The sequence below is a fragment of the Rahnella sp. Larv3_ips genome, from assembly GCF_003697865.1.
In the GTDB taxonomy this organism is placed as follows: domain Bacteria; phylum Pseudomonadota; class Gammaproteobacteria; order Enterobacterales; family Enterobacteriaceae; genus Rahnella; species Rahnella rivi.
Genome location: NZ_MJIB01000021.1, coordinates 192783 through 207733, shown reverse-complemented (window position 1 = coordinate 207733; position 14951 = coordinate 192783). Strand labels below are relative to the sequence as shown.

The window sequence follows — 14951 nt, the reverse complement described above, 5'->3', positions numbered from 1 at the left end:
TTAATTGAATTTTTTGAAGGAAATCATCATGGCAGCAACTCAAGGCATTAAGAAAATTGTTCTGGCTTACTCCGGCGGTCTGGACACCTCAGCGATCATTCCATGGCTGAAAGAAAACTATGGCGACTGCGAAGTGGTCGCGTTCGTGGCTGATATCGGTCAGGAACGTGCCGATCTGGAAGGCATCGAACAAAAAGCGCTGCGTACCGGTGCATCTGAATGCCACGTGGTTGACCTGCGTGAAGAGTTCATCAAAGACTACGTGTATCCGGTGCTGAAATCCGGCGCACTGTACGAAGGCAGCTACCTGCTGGGCACGTCAATGGCGCGTCCGTTGATCGCCAAAGCTCAGGTTGAACTGGCGCTGAAAGTGGGTGCTGATGCCCTGTGCCACGGCGCGACCGGTAAAGGTAACGACCAGGTGCGTTTCGAAACGACGTACACCGCGCTGGCACCACAGCTGAAAGTGGTCGCTCCGTGGCGTGAGTGGGACTTACGTTCCCGTGAAGCGCTGCTGGATTACCTGAAAGAACGTAATATCCCGACCACCGCGTCTCTCGAAAAAATCTACAGCCGTGACGAAAACGCATGGCACATTTCCACCGAAGGCGGCGTGCTGGAAAGCCCGTGGAATGCAGCAAACAAAGATTGCTGGGCATGGACTGTTGCGCCGGAAGACGCACCGGATCAGGCTGAAACGGTGACCGTGAAAGTGGCTAAAGGTGAAGTTGTTGCCGTTAACGGCGTCGAACTGAGCCCGTTCCAGTGCCTTGAAGCGCTGAACGTACTGGGTGTGAAACACGGCATTGGTCGTATCGATATCGTGGAAAACCGTCTGGTGGGCATTAAATCCCGCGGTTGCTACGAAACGCCAGGAGGCACCATCATGATGGCTGCGCTGCGTGGCGTTGAGCAACTGGTGCTGGATCGCGACAGCTTCAAATGGCGTGAGCAGCTCGGCCACGAAATGTCCTACGTGGTGTACGATGGTCGCTGGTTCGCACCGCTGCGTGAATCAATTCAGGCAGCCACGGATTCCCTGGCGCAAGACGTAAACGGTGAAGTGGTGATCAAACTCTACAAAGGCACTGCGACAGCGATTCAGAAACAATCGCCAAACAGCATGTATTCGGAAGAGTTCGCGACCTTCGGCGAAGACGAAGTGTACGATCACAGCCACGCGGGCGGCTTCATCCGTCTGTTCTCTCTGTCTTCACGCATTCGTGCTTTGAACGAAAAGAAAAAACAATAAGCGCAGGGTTTGTCGGATTGATAACAGGGCGCAGCATGCTGCGCCCTTTTGCATAACATTTCAGGAGCAGGAAAATGGCACTTTGGGGCGGACGTTTTACACAGGCAGCAGATCAACGGTTTAAAGAACTGAATGACTCACTGCGTTTTGACTACCGGCTGGCAGAGCAGGATATCGTGGGCTCAGTGGCCTGGTCCAAAGCGCTGGTGACCGTCAACGTTTTAACGGCTGACGAGCAGATCCAGCTGGAAGACGCGCTGACTGTGCTGCTGGAAGAAGTCCGTGCCAATCCCCGCGCTATTTTAGCCAGCGATGCCGAAGACATTCACAGCTGGGTCGAAGGGAAACTGATCGACAAAGTCGGTAATCTTGGCAAAAAACTGCATACCGGCCGCAGCCGTAACGATCAGGTCGCGACCGACATCAAACTGTGGTGCAAAGCGCAGGTGGTTGAACTGGGCGAGGCGCTGCATCATTTACAGCAGGCGCTGGTCGCCACGGCAGAAGCCAATCAGGACGCCGTGATGCCGGGTTATACCCACCTGCAACGCGCCCAGCCGGTGACCTTTGCGCACTGGTGCATGGCGTACGTGGAAATGCTGGCGCGTGATGAAAGCCGCCTGAAAGATACCCTGACCCGTCTGGACGTCAGCCCGCTGGGTTGTGGCGCACTGGCCGGTACCGCGTATCCGATGGATCGCGAACAACTGGCTGGCTGGTTAGGTTTTGCATCAGCAACCCGTAACAGCCTCGACAGCGTGTCTGACCGCGACCACGTGCTGGAACTGCTTTCTAACGCGGCCATCAGCATGGTGCATCTTTCCCGTTTCGCCGAAGACCTGATCTTCTTCAACACCGGTGAAGCGGCGTTTATCGATTTGTCCGACCGCGTGACGTCGGGTTCCTCCCTGATGCCGCAGAAGAAAAACCCGGACGCGCTGGAACTGATCCGTGGCAAATGTGGCCGCGTGCAGGGTGCGCTGACCGGCATGATGATGACCATGAAAGGTCTGCCGCTGGCGTACAACAAAGACATGCAGGAGGATAAAGAAGGGCTGTTCGACGCGCTCGACACCTGGATGGATTGCCTGAACATGGCATCGCTGGTGTTGGACGGTATTCAGGTGAAACGCCCGCGTGCCAAAGAAGCTGCGCAGCAAGGCTATGCCAACTCCACCGAACTGGCGGATTATCTGGTCGCCAAAGGCGTTCCGTTCCGCGAGGCGCACCATATTGTGGGTGAAGCGGTCGTCGAAGCGATTCATCAGGGCAAAGCGCTGGAAGAATTGCCGCTGGCAGATTTGCAGAAATTCAGCAGCACGATCGGCGATGACGTTTACGCCATTCTCGAACTGCAATCCTGCCTCGACAAACGTGCCGCCAAAGGCGGTGTTTCTCCGCAGCAGGTCGCGCTGGCGATTGCTGATGCGAAAGCGCGTTTGGGCTTGTAAACCTGAGCATCTTCCCCTCTGAAGGGAAGATGCAATAAAAAAAGGCGGACCCAGGGTCCGCCGAAAGTTCACGTAGTCATACTTGCTTATTGTTGGTAATGCAGGGATTTCTTGTCTTACTTCTTACAATCAATGGCTGTCGAAAATTATTGTGCCACGGCACACACTTCTTCCGTTTCTGAATGGAGGTAAACCTCCAGGTCGTCACTTCCCCCGATGTGGCGTCCACCGATAAAGACTTGCGGCACGGTCGCACGGCCGGTCACGGCGCGCAGGCTGACGGTAGTGGCGTCTTTACCTAATACAATTTCTTCGTACTGAATACCGCGTTCCTGCAACATCTGTTTGGCTTTGGCACAGAACGGACAGCCCGGTTTAGTGAACACGGAGACGGATTCCTGCACTTTATATTCTGGTGCCAGGTATTTCAGCATGGTGTCAGCATCAGACACTTCAAACGGGTCGCCCGGTTTGTTTGGCTCAACGAACATTTTCTCGACCACGCCGTTACGAACCAGCATGGAATAACGCCATGAACGCGGACCGAAACCTAAATCGGCTTTCTCGACCAGCATGTTCATTCCTTTGGTGAATTCACCGTTACCGTCCGGAATGAAGGTAATGTTGGCGGCGCTTTGTTCCGCTTTCCACGCGTTCATCACAAAGGTGTCATTCACGGAAACGCACAGAATGCTGTCTACGCCGTGGCTTTTGAACACCGGAGCCAGTTCGTTGTAACGTGGCAGATGGCTGGAAGAACAGGTCGGGGTAAAGGCACCCGGCAGTGAAAAGAGAATCACTGTTTTATTTTTAAACAGCTCGTCAGTGGTGAGATCTACCCATTTGTCGCCCTGACGGGTATGAAAAGTAACGTGTGGAACCTGCTTCCCTTCCTGGCTTGCAAACATGAATAACCTCTTAATTAATCTATGAAATGGATAATTTTTACGGCGGTGCCGTTTCGATGGGGGGCATTATTAACGATTGTGGTTGATAGATATAATCGTTGGTTGCTATCTTATCTATCGTTAACGGCTATCGCATTGCCTATGAGGGATTGGGGGAAAAATGAACATTCGTGATTTAGAGTATCTGGTAGCACTGGCTGAGTTCCGCCACTTCCGCCGCGCCGCAGATTCCTGCCACGTCAGTCAGCCTACGCTGAGCGGGCAAATCCGTAAGCTTGAAGATGAGCTTGGCGTCATGTTGCTGGAAAGAACCAGCCGTAAAGTGCTGTTCACTCAGGCCGGTTTATTACTTGTCGATCAGGCCCGCACGGTCTTGCGTGAAGTGAAAGTGCTCAAAGAGATGGCGAGTCAGCAGGGGGAAGCGATGTCAGGGCCAATGCACATTGGTCTTATCCCGACTGTCGGGCCGTATCTGCTGCCGCAAATTATCCCTACCCTGCACAAAACCTTTCCAAAGCTGGAGATGTACCTGCACGAAGCGCAAACCCATCAGTTGCTGGCGCAACTCGACAGCGGGAAGCTCGACTGTGCCATTCTGGCGCTGGTAAAAGAGAGCGAAGCGTTTATCGAAGTGCCGCTGTTTGACGAGCCGATGAAGCTGGCGATCTACGACGATCATCCGTGGGCATCCCGCGATCGCGTGGCGATGGCCGATCTGGCGGGTGAAAAATTGCTGATGCTGGAAGACGGCCACTGTCTGCGTGATCAGGCACTCGGATTCTGCTTCCAGGCGGGTGCCGATGAAGATACCCACTTCCGCGCCACCAGTCTGGAAACTCTGCGAAACATGGTGGCGGCAGGAAGCGGGATTACGCTGCTGCCTTCACTGGCCGTACCGCGTGAGCGCAGCCGTGATGGGGTGACTTATCTGACGTGTGACAAACCGGAACCGCGCCGTACGATTGCGCTGGTTTATCGTCCCGGTTCGCCACTGCGCGGGCGTTACGAACAGCTGGCCGAAGCCATTAAAGAACACATGCAGGCTTACTGGGATAGCGCCGCCGCGTTAAAAAAGGCGGTTTAATCCGTTAAGTGCTGCCACGCGATAGGCTTCTGCCATGGTCGGATAGTTGAAGGTAGTATTGACGAAATACTCGATAGTATTACCTTCGCCTTTCTGTTCCATGATGGCCTGTCCGATGTGGATGATTTCAGCCGCACGCTCACCGAAACAGTGAATACCAAGGATTTCCTTGGTTTCACGGTGGAACAGTAATTTCAGGCTGCCCACGTTCATCCCGGCGATTTGTGCACGGGCCAGATGTTTGAACTGTGCACGGCCTACTTCGTACGGCACTTTCATCGACGTCAGTTCCTGCTCGGTTTTACCCACCGAACTGATCTCCGGAATGGTGTAAATGCCGGTCGGAATGTTTTCGATCAGATGTACTTTGGCTTCGCCCTGGATCATCGCCTGTGCGGCAATGCGCCCCTGATCGTAAGCCGCGGAGGCCAGACTTGGGTAACCAATCACATCACCGACGGCATAAATATGCGACAGTGCGGTCTGATACATGCTGTTCACTTTCAGCAGACCACGACTGTCAGCTTCCAGACCGATGTTTTCCAGACCGAGCTTGTCGGTGTTGCCGGTGCGTCCGTTAGCGTAAAGCAGGGCGTCGGCTTTCACTTTCTTACCGGATTTCAGGTGCATGATCACACCATCTTCCACGCCTTCAATCTTCTCGAACTCTTCGTTGTGGCGGATTACGACGCCGTTATTCCAGAAGTGATAAGAAAGCGCGTCTGACATTTCCTGATCGAGGAATGACAGCAGGCGATCACGGGTGTTGATCAGATCCACTTTGACGTTCAGACCGCGGAAGATCGACGCATATTCGCAGCCGATAACACCCGCACCGTAGATAATGACGTGGCGGGGCTCATGGCTGAGTTCGAGGATTAAATCGCTGTCATAAATGCGCGGATGACCAAAATCGACGTTGGCCGGGCGGTAAGGGCGCGAGCCACAGGCGATGACGATGTTATCAGCGGTAATCTGTTCATGCGTGCCGTCGGCGTAGCGGATGCTGATGGTATTGGCATCGACAAAACTGGCGTCGCCGGAAAACAGCTGGCACTGGTTTCTTTCATAGAAACCCTGGCGCATACGGGTTTGCTGGTTAATGACAGAATCCGCATGGCGCAAGATATCCGGGAAACTGGAGCTCATTGTGCGGGAATTATCGCTGTAGAGCGGATTTTGGTTAAATTCGATGATTCTGCTGACGGCGTGACGCAGTGCTTTGGAAGGGATGGTGCCCCAGTGTGTACAACCGCCACCGACGTTGTTATAGCGTTCGATGACAGCAACTCTGGCGCCTTGTTTAACCAGTCCCATCGCGGCGCCTTCTCCGCCAGGGCCTGAGCCAATGATGATGGCATCAAAATGTGAGTGCTGTTGCATTGTTCGAAACCTATTTTTATACAAAATCACAACGAGAAAGTAACATATTACACCTATTCACCCCACATGCGGTTGTCATTTAATGGGAATGTTGCAACATTCAGACCCACTTTATGCTGTGGTTTCTATGACTCGGACCGATAAAAATTTTGGTATAGTGAAACGAAATCGGGCGAACAACTAAAAAGAAGAACACTATCCGGATGAAGGTTATGGGAGTCAGAGCACAACAAAAAGAGCGTACGCGTCGCACGCTGATTGAGGCGGCTTTTAGCCAGCTCAGCGCCGAGCGTAGCTTTGCCAGTCTGAGTTTACGCGAGGTTTCGCGTGAAGCAGGCATTGCACCGACGTCCTTTTACCGGCACTTCCGGGATGTGGATGAGCTGGGGCTCACGATGGTCGATGAGAGCGGTCTGATGCTACGACAGCTGATGCGTCAGGCGCGTCAGCGTATCGCCAAGGGCGGCAGCGTGATCCGCACCTCTGTCTCCACGTTTATGGAGTTTATCGGCAACAACCCCAACGCCTTCCGTCTGTTACTGCGTGAACGTTCCGGGACGTCGTCGGCGTTTCGTGCCGCCGTCGCCCGTGAAATTCAGCATTTCATTGCGGAACTTGCCGACTATCTGCAACTCGAAAACCATATGCCGCGCAGTTTTACCGAAGCGCAGGCTGAAGCCATGGTCATCATCGTGTTTAACGCCGGCGCGGAAGCGCTGGATGTCGACCTCGCACAGCGCCGCCAGCTTGAAGAACGTCTGGTGCTGCAACTGCGAATGATTTCCAAAGGCGCATATTACTGGTATCGCCGTCAGCAGGAACGCACGGCGGTCACGTCGATTAATAAGACCCGAGGTATAGAAGATGACCGAACAAGCTAACCAGGATAATGGCACTCTGGTTTTAGCATTGATTGCCGGGCTGTCGATCAGCGGCACGTTTGATGCATTGTTTAGCGCCGTCGTCGCGTTTTCGATTTTCCCGATTATTGCTCTGGTGTTAGCGGTGTACTGTTTGCACGTTCGCTATCACAAAGGTGAAATGCCAAAAGGGTTGCCGGTACTGTCCGCGGCCTGTTTCCTGCTTGGCCTGCTGCTGTACAGCACAATCGTTCGTGCGGAATACCCTGAATTGGGTTCAAACTTTCTGCCGTCGCTGATCTGCGTTGTACTGGTATTCTGGATTGGGCTGAAGCTGAAAAAGCGCAAGTCATCGACGTAAACACCGCCAAAGTTTCACCGTCTTCTAAGGCAATCCACGGATTGCCTTTTTATCTTTCACCTCGCGTCATTCCCTTTCCCGCCTGACAATTCCAGGCTCATTTAATGAACTGTCATTTCATTAATATCAAACCCATGTTCAATATTTAGATGTAGATCGCCCACTTCTTCATTTCTTTGCCATAAAGTGCATCCGGGTGGCAAAAACCAAAAGGTTTTCACACTGTCTCCTCGCTAATTTGAATCATGGCCGGACGAAGTCGTTTCGTTCGCATTCAGCCTAGGCCTAAAAGTGATTTAACAGGGGCAAGACGGCAATGAAAACACGTAAGATCGGATTCTTTACCTACATCGCTTATGGTTCCGGCGATTTTCTCGGTGCGGGTACCACTGCACTGACCGCAGCCTGGCTGCTGTATTTCTACACCACGTTTTGCGGGCTTTCGCCCATCCAGGCGACTTTCATTTTCGCCACCGCGCGCGTGGCCGATGCGGTGCTCAGTCCGCTGATGGGTTATCTCACGGATAACTTCGGCAACACCTGGCTCGGCAAGCGCTTTGGGCGTCGTAAGTTCTTTATTCTGCTCGGTATTCCCTGCGTCTTCAGCTACAGCTTTATGTGGGTGGGCGACATGGGATACGTCTATTATCTGCTGACTTATCTGCTGTTCGATATCGTCTACACCATGATTCTGGTGCCGTATGAAACACTGGTGCCGGAAATGACCGATGATTTCAAACAGAAAACCAAATTCTCAGGGGCGCGTATCGCGCTGGCACAGTTGTCGGCCATCCTCGCCGCCTTCCTGCCGGGTATTTTGTTGCAGCATTTCGGCAAAGATAACGCCATCTCTTTCTTCTATTCGAGTCTGGTCTTCGCGGTGATTTGTTCACTGGTGCTGACGCTGGTGTATTTCTTTACCTGGGAACGCCCGGAAGAGCTTAAATCCGAAGCAACGAAAAAAATCGAGCGCGAACGTCAGCAACTGACGCTGGCACAAAGCCTGAAACGCCTGAAAGTCGAATTGTCTTCGACGCTGCGCATCAAGATTTTCCGCCAGCATCTCGGGCTTTATCTTGGGGGTTACATCGCGCAGGACGTGTTTAACGCCGTGTTCACTTATTACGTGGTGTTCGTTCTGATGCAAAGCGCCTCCGTGGCCTCAAACCTGATGGGCATGATGGCGATTCTGCAATTTGTGGCGGTTATCGGGATGATCCCGTTGTGTATCCGCTTCGGACCTGCGCCGTCTTATCGTCTGGCTGTGACGCTGTTCGGGCTGGCCGCGATTTCTTACGGCGGTCTGTACTACGCCGGTATGAATGATTCGATGTCACTGTTGTTGCTGATTTCCGCGCTGGCCGGTCTGGGACGTGGCGGTATCAACTATGTGCCGTGGAATATCTACACCTATATCGCTGACGTGGATGAAACCATCACCGGCCAGCGCCGTGAAGGGATTTTCGCTGGCGTCATGACGCTGACCCGCAAAGCCTCTCAGGCCGGTGCCGTTATGCTGGTAGGGATAATTCTGCAACTGGCCGGGTTTGTTTCCGGACAGAGCCAGCAGGTACCTGCTGTCGGCCACACCATTCTGGGTGTGCTGGTGATCGGTTCACTGCTGATGCTCAGCATGGGCTTTATCATTTCATTGTTCTTCCGCCTGAATCAGAAAACGCACGGCGTACTGACCCGCGAAACGCACAAAATGCGTGAAGCCAACCGCATCGTGCCGGAGCAAATCACACCGCAAGACCGCGCCACCGTCGAAATGCTGACAGGGATGAAATACGAATCTCTGTGGGGCAATAACAATATCGGTTATCTGCATCGCAATAACCCGCCACCTGAAAAACTGACCCGTGAAAATACCGCTGAAATGCCGGTTCAGGGACGTTTGTAAAATTTTGAATTCACAGGAGAACGCCATGAAAGTTTTTGAAGTTAAACACAGTGCCTTGCTGCGACAGCCTGAACATTTCATTTCACGTAATGAACTGAAAGCGCTGATCCACAACGTGACCAACAATCTGGTGAATATCGAAGATAAAACCGGGGAATTCCTGTTGCGCCTCGACGATGGCCGCGTGATTGACACCAAAGGCTGGGCAGGCTGGGAATGGACGCACGGTATCGGGCTTTACGGGATTTATCAGTATTATCAGCAGACCGGCGACGAAAAAATGCGCGCGGTAATCGACGACTGGTTTACGGCCCGCCTGGCAGAAGGCACGCCGACCAAAAACGTCAATACCATGAGTCCGTTCCTGACGCTGGCGTATCGCTATGAGGAAACCGGCAATGAAGCCTGGCGCCCTTATCTGGAACGCTGGGCGGAATGGGTGATGCATGAAATGCCGCGCACTGACAAAGGCGCAATGCAGCACATCGTTTATAACAACGAAAACCATCAGCAGATGTGGGATGACACGCTGATGATGAGCGTGCTGCCGCTGGCAAAAATCGGCAAATTGCTCGACCGTCCCGAGTATGTTGAAGAGGCGACGTACCAGTTTTTGGTTCACGTGCAATATCTGATGGATCGTGAAACCGGCCTGTGGTTCCACGGCTGGACCTTCGACGGTCATCATAACTTTGCGCAGGCCCGTTGGGCGCGCGGCAACAGCTGGCTGACGATTGCCATTCCGGAATTCCTCGAACTGGTGGATTTACCGGAGAACAACGCGACACGCCGCTATTTGTTACAGGTGCTGGAAAGCCAGGTCAGCGCGCTGGCGAAATGTCAGGACGACAGCGGCTTATGGCATACGCTGCTCGACGATCCGCAGTCCTATCTGGAGAGTTCGGCCACTGCCGGTTTTGCGTACGGTATTTTGAAGGCGGTGCGTAAACGTTATATCGATGCGTCTTATGCGCCGGTGGCGGAGAAAGCCATTCAGGGGGTGATCAAACACATCAATCCGGCCGGGGAACTGACGCAAACCTCATTCGGCACGGCGATGGGCAATGATCTCGATTTCTACCGTGAAATAGCTCTGACCTCAATGCCTTACGGGCAGGCGATGGCGATCCTTTGCCTGTCAGAATATCTGCGCGTCTATTTGTAATACTGACGGTCTTAGAACGACAGAAATAAAAACGGGCACGCCGAGGTGCCCGTTTTGCATTTCAGTTTCCCGTGATCAGATTTTTTCCAGCAGTACGCCGGATTCCATATGGTGGGTGTACGGGAACTGATCAAACAGTGCGAGACGCGTCACTCGGTGCGTTTTGCTCAGCGTTTCCAGATTCGCGCACAGCGTTTCCGGATTGCAGGAGATGTAAAGAATACGGTCGTAGCCTGCCACCATCTTCACTGTTTCATCATCCAGCCCGCTGCGTGGTGGATCGACAAAAATGGTGTTGCACTCGTATCCGCTTAAATCGACATCCTGCAAGCGACGGAATTCGCGCACGCCGTTCAGCGCCTGTGTGAAATCTTCGGCCGCCATGCGGATGATCTGCACGTTATCAATATGGTTTGCTGCAATGTTGAATTGCGCGGCGGCGACGGAAGGCTTGGCGATTTCAGTCGCCAGCACGCGGCGGAAGTTGCGGGCCAGAGCCAGCGAAAAGTTGCCGTTACCGCAATACAACTCCAGCAAATCGCCGGTCGAGTTTTCTGTGGCCTTCAGCGCCCATTCCAGCATCTGAATATTCATCTCAGCGTTTGGCTGCGTGAAGCTGTTTTCCACCTGACGGTAAATCATATCGCGGCCCGCTACCGGCAGAACCTCATCGATATAATCCTGATCGAGCATGATTTTGGTTTTCGCGGCTCGGCCAATCAGCTGGATATCAAACCCATCTGCGCGTAGCTGGTCGCGCAGGGCGGTCGCCGCCTGCTGCCATTCGTCATCAAGCTTACGGTGGTACAGCAGCGAGGCAATGATTTTGCCGCTGCGGGTTGAGAGATAGTCGATCTGGAAGATCTTACGGCGCAATGCCGGATCTTGCTTAACAGCCGAGATCAGCACCGGCATCAGGCGGTTAATCAGCTCACTGGCTGCCGGGAACTGGTCCACGCGCACGCGGGCTTTGGTCTGCTGATCAAACATAATGTGGTACAGGTCGCCCTCATCGTGCCAGACGCGAAATTCCGCGCGCATCCGATAATGGCTGACCGGTGAACGGAACACGTCAACCTGCGGCGCATGAAAAGGCGACATCATCGCCGTGAGACGTGCGGTCTTTTCCGCCAGCTGGTCGTCGTATTGTTCAATGGGCAGGTTTTCAGGCGTCATCGTTTATCTCGTCTAACTGGGGTAAATGGGCGTACTTTGCGGGGGATTTTAGGGAATGCCACTGCAAAGTCCAGCCTTGTGTGGTTTTGAGTCCTCCGGGGATACGGATGTCTGGATTTCCAAATAGGTTGATCGTAGGATTGCCGTTCGGCCTCATGACTGAGTTAAAAGGGAATCCGGTGTGAATCCGGAACTGGCGCGCAGCGGTATGGGGAATTCACGGCGATCGCATTTTTGATGATGCAGACACTGTTTCTTCTTTCTCTTTCTCTCTTTATATAAAGAAGAGAAGAGGAAATGGGAAGTCATCGCCCGGTGCGGGTATGTTCAATTCATTAGACGTAATTAATGAGCCTGCAAATCCTAAGTCCGAAGACCTGCCGATGTTACGTCGCATTAATCATCGTCGTCGCGAAATAACGCCGGTGATCCTCTGCGGCATCCGCCAATTAAGTTTGGATGCTCGATTCATGACAATTAAAAAGCACGTGCTGTTGACGGCATTATCCGTCACGGCTTTTTCAGGGTGGGCGCAAGACAGCACTTCCACAAACAGCAGCAGCGATAACCTGGTCGTCACGGCTAACCGTTTTCCACAACCCGTCTCTTCGGTGCTGGCATCGGCTGACGTGGTGACGCGTGAAGATATCGACAGATGGCAGTCAACTTCCGTCGCCGATGTATTACGGCGTTTACCGGGTGTCGATATCGCGCAAAACGGCGGTATGGGGCAGCAGACCTCTTTATTCGTTCGTGGTACCAACTCCAGCCACACCCTGGTATTAATCGACGGTGTGCGTCTTAATCAGGCCGGTATTTCTGGCGCGGCTGATATTAGCCAAATTCCCCTCTCGCTGGTTCAGCGTATTGAATTCATACGCGGGCCGCGTTCTGCCGTGTACGGTTCGGATGCCATCGGCGGTGTCGTCAATATTATTACCACGCGTGATAAATTAGGGACGACATTGACAGCCGGTATGGGATCTAACGGCTATCAGACCTATGACGGCTCAACTCAGCAGAAACTGGGTGAGAGTACGGTTCTGACACTGGCGGGTAACTATACCTACACCAGGGGCACCGACGTGGTCGCCAACTTACCGGATAACTATGGCAACCCGCGTCAGCCAGACCGCGATGGTTTCATGAGCAAAACGATTTGGGCCGGGCTTGAGCACCAGTTCAATGAGCAGTTCAGTGGTTTTGCCCGCGCTTACGGTTTTGATAACAGAACCGCTTATGACGGCACCTACAGCTATGCCGATCCGGCCCATTTTGATGCATTGCCGGATACGCGTCAGTTATACAGCCGCACCTACGACACCGGGTTACGTTTCCAGCAGGGTATCTACGCGACTGAGCTCAGCGGCAGTTACAGCAACACCAAAGATTATAACTACGATCCGAAATACGGCCCGTATTCCGCCTCGGCCACGCTTGATGATTCTGATCAGTACAACCTGCAGTGGGGAAACACATTCCAGGTGGGACAGGGCACCGTCAGCGCAGGGGCTGACTGGCAAAAACTCAGCACCCAGCCAGGCACCAACTACATTACCGACGGTTATACCCAGCGAAATACCGGTGTGTATGTCACAGCCCAACAGAAGGTGAGCGACTTCACTCTGGAAGGGGCAGTGCGTAATGATGATAACTCAGAGTTTGGCTCGCATGGCACCTGGCAAAGCAGTGCTGCCTGGGAGTTCATCGACGGATACCGTTTCATCGCATCCTATGGCACCGCTTTCAAAGCACCGAATTTTGGGCAACTCTACGGAAGCTTTGGCGGTAACCCGGACCTGAAACCCGAAGAAAGTAAAGAGTGGGAAGGGGCGCTGGAAGGTTTAACCGGCCCGCTTAGCTGGCGTTTGTCTGCGTACCGTAATGACATTGATCAGATGATCAGTTACTACAATCAGCAGCAAGGCTATTACAACGTTGATAAAGCAACGATCAAAGGGGTCGAATGGACCGGTAATTTCGACACCGGCCCTCTGCATCACAGTGTGACGCTTGAATATCTTGACCCAAGAAATGCTGAGACGAATGAGATCTTGCTGCGTCGTGCCAAACAGCAGGCGAAATATCAGCTGGACTGGACGGTGGCTGATTTTGACTGGTCTATCAATTATCAGTATCTGGGTGAACGCTACGACACTAACTTTAATACTAACGAGAATGTGAGACTCGGTGGCGTGAGTCTGTGGGATCTGGCGGTGTCATATCCTGTGACGTCACATCTGACCGTTCGTGGTAGAATTGCCAACCTCTTAGATAAAGATTACGAGACGGTTTATGGCTACGAAACACCAGGACGTGAATACTATCTCACTGGAAGCTATACCTTCTGATACAACTCAAGTTCCTGATCGCCCGACGGTGCTGGTTTTCGATTCCGGCGTCGGCGGGTTGTCGGTATATCACGAGGTCCGGCAGATGTTGCCGGACCTGCACTATATCTACGCTTTTGATAACGTCGCCTTCCCTTACGGCGAGAAATCCGAAGAGTTCATCGTCGAACGCGTGGTCGAGATTGTCACCGCGGTCGCGAAACGTCATCCCCTCTCTATTATCGTTATTGCCTGTAATACCGCGAGCACTGTCTCCCTGCCTGCATTGCGTGCCAAATTCAGCTGCCCGGTCGTCGGCGTTGTGCCCGCTATCAAACCCGCAGCTAAGTTGACGCGTAATGGCGTTGTCGGATTGCTGGCGACGCGGGCGACGGTACAACGTCCTTATACGCATGATCTGGTTGCACGGTTTGCGACAGACTGTCAGATTCTGATGCTGGGTTCGGCGGAGCTGGTTGAACTGGCCGAAGCGAAGCTACATGGCCAAGAGGTTGCCCTGACGGCGTTGAAGAAAATCCTCCATCCGTGGCTGCGTTTGCGCGAGCCGCCTGACACGGTGGTGTTAGGCTGTACGCATTTCCCGTTGCTTAGCGAAGAACTTGCACAGGTCTTACCCGACGGCACGCGCATGATCGATTCCGGTTCTGCCATTGCCCGCCGCGCGCACTGGCTCATTGAGACTTCACATGTGCCGATTCCACAGAAAAAAGCCGATGTAGAAATTGAGAGTGTTGCTTACTGCATGGCGATGACAATAGAAGCCCGAAGTTTACTGCCTGTTTTACAGTCATATGGCTTCAGAAGTATCCAGGAATTGCCGCTTTAAACGTCATTTGGTGAAAGAATCAGCGGTCGGAAAATTATTTGTATTTTAGGGGTTGCGGCCTTCTGAGAACTCCCTATAATGCGCCTCCACTGACCGGGAACAACGACTGAGAAGTCGCTCGGACAGGAAGAGAAAAAGATGAAAGTTCGAATGAATAATCTCTTGACTCTTCAGCGGGAAAACGTAATATACGCCTCCCGCGCCGCATAAGATTCCTTGCGAACCGCGGCA

General features: G+C 53.1%; 12 protein-coding genes and 1 riboswitch. Of the genes, 9 read left to right on the top strand and 3 right to left on the bottom strand.

Going from position 1 to position 14951, the window contains the following annotated elements; genetic code table 11:
- Positions 1 to 28: 28 nt before the first annotated feature.
- Positions 29 to 1252 carry an argininosuccinate synthase gene (locus tag ED901_RS20430; RefSeq protein ID WP_056774630.1) on the top strand — a complete coding sequence of 408 codons (1224 nt, stop codon included), beginning with the start codon at positions 29 to 31 and terminating at the stop codon, positions 1250 to 1252.
- Positions 1253 to 1326: 74 nt separating this feature from the next.
- Entirely contained in the window at positions 1327 to 2703 is a 1377-nt protein-coding gene (gene argH / locus ED901_RS20425) for an argininosuccinate lyase (RefSeq protein ID WP_056774633.1), read from the top strand.
- A 146-nt stretch (positions 2704 to 2849) separates the two neighbouring features.
- On the opposite strand, the gene ED901_RS20420 is transcribed toward argH, so the two are convergent.
- On the bottom strand, positions 2850 to 3611 hold the full coding sequence (locus tag ED901_RS20420; protein ID WP_056774638.1) for a glutathione peroxidase: 762 nt from the start codon (positions 3609 to 3611) through the stop codon (positions 2850 to 2852).
- Positions 3612 to 3771: 160 nt separating this feature from the next.
- Here ED901_RS20420 and oxyR point away from each other — a divergent pair, with 160 nt between their 5' ends.
- Positions 3772 to 4695, top strand: a complete 924-nt coding sequence (gene oxyR / locus ED901_RS20415) for a DNA-binding transcriptional regulator OxyR (RefSeq protein ID WP_056774641.1) — start codon at positions 3772 to 3774, stop codon at positions 4693 to 4695.
- Here the strand turns inward: oxyR and sthA are convergent.
- Positions 4678 to 6078, bottom strand: a complete 1401-nt coding sequence (sthA, locus tag ED901_RS20410) for a Si-specific NAD(P)(+) transhydrogenase (protein WP_056774645.1) — start codon at positions 6076 to 6078, stop codon at positions 4678 to 4680. The genes oxyR and sthA overlap by 18 nt on opposite strands.
- A 212-nt stretch (positions 6079 to 6290) precedes the next feature.
- On the opposite strand from sthA, the gene fabR reads away from it, so the two are divergent.
- The 4 genes from fabR (at position 6291) to ED901_RS20390 (ending at position 10367) form a co-directional block, all read left to right on the top strand.
- Complete coding sequence (gene fabR / locus ED901_RS20405) at positions 6291 to 6959, top strand: HTH-type transcriptional repressor FabR (RefSeq protein ID WP_162997919.1); 669 nt, start codon at positions 6291 to 6293, stop codon at positions 6957 to 6959.
- A complete protein-coding gene (locus ED901_RS20400; RefSeq protein WP_056774653.1) occupies positions 6943 to 7299 on the top strand; it encodes a YijD family membrane protein in 357 nt (118 codons plus the stop codon). Before fabR ends, ED901_RS20400 begins: the two co-directional genes overlap by 17 nt.
- Positions 7300 to 7615: 316 nt before the next feature.
- Positions 7616 to 9202: an MFS transporter gene (locus ED901_RS20395; RefSeq protein ID WP_122097072.1), complete on the top strand. Its 1587-nt coding sequence runs from the start codon at positions 7616 to 7618 to the stop codon at positions 9200 to 9202.
- 25 nt (positions 9203 to 9227) lie between these two features.
- A complete protein-coding gene (locus ED901_RS20390) occupies positions 9228 to 10367 on the top strand; it encodes a glycoside hydrolase family 105 protein (protein ID WP_056774662.1) in 1140 nt (379 codons plus the stop codon).
- Between the two features lie 75 nt (positions 10368 to 10442).
- Here ED901_RS20390 and trmA read toward each other — a convergent pair whose 3' ends face one another.
- Positions 10443 to 11543, bottom strand: a complete 1101-nt coding sequence (gene trmA, locus ED901_RS20385; RefSeq protein WP_056774666.1) for a tRNA (uridine(54)-C5)-methyltransferase TrmA — start codon at positions 11541 to 11543, stop codon at positions 10443 to 10445.
- A gap of 131 nt (positions 11544 to 11674) precedes the next feature.
- Positions 11675 to 11943: riboswitch (cobalamin riboswitch) on the top strand.
- Between the two features lie 70 nt (positions 11944 to 12013).
- Between trmA and btuB the strand changes: the two genes are divergently transcribed.
- Both btuB and murI read left to right on the top strand, forming a co-directional pair.
- On the top strand, positions 12014 to 13894 hold the full coding sequence (gene btuB, locus ED901_RS20380) for a TonB-dependent vitamin B12 receptor BtuB (RefSeq protein WP_122097071.1): 1881 nt from the start codon (positions 12014 to 12016) through the stop codon (positions 13892 to 13894).
- Positions 13839 to 14720 carry a glutamate racemase gene (gene murI / locus ED901_RS20375; protein WP_056774671.1) on the top strand — a complete coding sequence of 294 codons (882 nt, stop codon included), beginning with the start codon at positions 13839 to 13841 and terminating at the stop codon, positions 14718 to 14720. Before btuB ends, murI begins: the two co-directional genes overlap by 56 nt.
- The last annotated feature ends 231 nt before the right edge of the window (positions 14721 to 14951 follow it).

What these genes read in the sequence shown, in the direction of transcription:
- trmA (WP_056774666.1), bottom strand. Translation starts at nt 11,543, where the DNA reads ATGACGCCTGAAAACCTGCCCATTGAACAATACGACGACCAGCTGGCG.
- oxyR (WP_056774641.1), top strand. Translation starts at nt 3,772, where the DNA reads ATGAACATTCGTGATTTAGAGTATCTGGTAGCACTGGCTGAGTTCCGC.
- sthA (WP_056774645.1), bottom strand. Translation starts at nt 6,078, where the DNA reads ATGCAACAGCACTCACATTTTGATGCCATCATCATTGGCTCAGGCCCT.
- ED901_RS20390 (WP_056774662.1), top strand. Translation starts at nt 9,228, where the DNA reads ATGAAAGTTTTTGAAGTTAAACACAGTGCCTTGCTGCGACAGCCTGAA.
- ED901_RS20395 (WP_122097072.1), top strand. Translation starts at nt 7,616, where the DNA reads ATGAAAACACGTAAGATCGGATTCTTTACCTACATCGCTTATGGTTCC.
- ED901_RS20430 (WP_056774630.1), top strand. Translation starts at nt 29, where the DNA reads ATGGCAGCAACTCAAGGCATTAAGAAAATTGTTCTGGCTTACTCCGGC.
- btuB (WP_122097071.1), top strand. Translation starts at nt 12,014, where the DNA reads ATGACAATTAAAAAGCACGTGCTGTTGACGGCATTATCCGTCACGGCT.
- murI (WP_056774671.1), top strand. Translation starts at nt 13,839, where the DNA reads ATGGCTACGAAACACCAGGACGTGAATACTATCTCACTGGAAGCTATA.
- fabR (WP_162997919.1), top strand. Translation starts at nt 6,291, where the DNA reads ATGGGAGTCAGAGCACAACAAAAAGAGCGTACGCGTCGCACGCTGATT.
- argH (WP_056774633.1), top strand. Translation starts at nt 1,327, where the DNA reads ATGGCACTTTGGGGCGGACGTTTTACACAGGCAGCAGATCAACGGTTT.
- ED901_RS20400 (WP_056774653.1), top strand. Translation starts at nt 6,943, where the DNA reads ATGACCGAACAAGCTAACCAGGATAATGGCACTCTGGTTTTAGCATTG.
- ED901_RS20420 (WP_056774638.1), bottom strand. Translation starts at nt 3,611, where the DNA reads ATGTTTGCAAGCCAGGAAGGGAAGCAGGTTCCACACGTTACTTTTCAT.